This window comes from Vibrio sp. 2134-1, from assembly GCF_033339495.1.
In genome coordinates, this window is record NZ_JAWOUS010000647.1 from 1 (window position 1) to 608 (window position 608).

General features: G+C 41.9%; 1 protein-coding gene and 1 pseudogene. One reads left to right on the top strand and one right to left on the bottom strand.

Annotation, left to right across the window (positions count from 1 at the left end; translation table 11 throughout):
• Positions 1-284, bottom strand: a 284-nt coding sequence (locus R7R78_RS27745) for a LysR family transcriptional regulator (protein WP_225474806.1), incomplete at its 3' end; no start/stop codon positions are given.
• Between the two features lie 106 nt (positions 285-390).
• Here R7R78_RS27745 and R7R78_RS27750 point away from each other — a divergent pair.
• Positions 391-608 (top strand): annotated as a pseudogene (locus tag R7R78_RS27750) (MFS transporter); the annotation flags it as partial.

The following is a 608-nucleotide window of genomic DNA, read 5'->3' on the forward strand; positions in this document are numbered from 1 at the left end:
AGGCGCACTTCTCCTTTTGCTAAACCTTTTAATTCATCAATCGCTAATTGCGCATCGTGCAGTTGTTGAATTACTCGTTGCGCATGAATCAGTAAGGTTTCCCCTTCCTTCGTCAGGCTGATTCGCTTGTCTTCACGACGAAACAACGTCACGCCGAGTGACTGTTCGAATTTTTTTATCGAAATACTTAACGCTGGTTGCGCGATATGAAGTGCCTTAGCTGCGTGGGTGATATTGCCATGCTCAGCGACAGCTAGAAAATGTTTCAGTTGTTTCGATTCCATAAGATCAAAAATATATCGTATCCATATTTTTAATATATTTTTTTAATCCATATCCAACTGATAGATTGATCACAATCTCCTTTATTGCTCCTATCAGGCAGGAAACATGGTCAGCTTTGGTACTCCGGAATACAAACGCATTACGCTATCTCTGGCGCTTGGTTCTTTTTTGGTTTTTTCTAACTTATACCTTTTACAACCTATGCTGCCGACCTTCGCAACGCTGTTTTCCATTTCAGAAACGCAGGTTAACTGGTTGTTTGCTGCCTCAACGTTAGCGCTTTCATTCAGTTTGGTGCCAATGGCGGTCTTGTCCGAATCCAT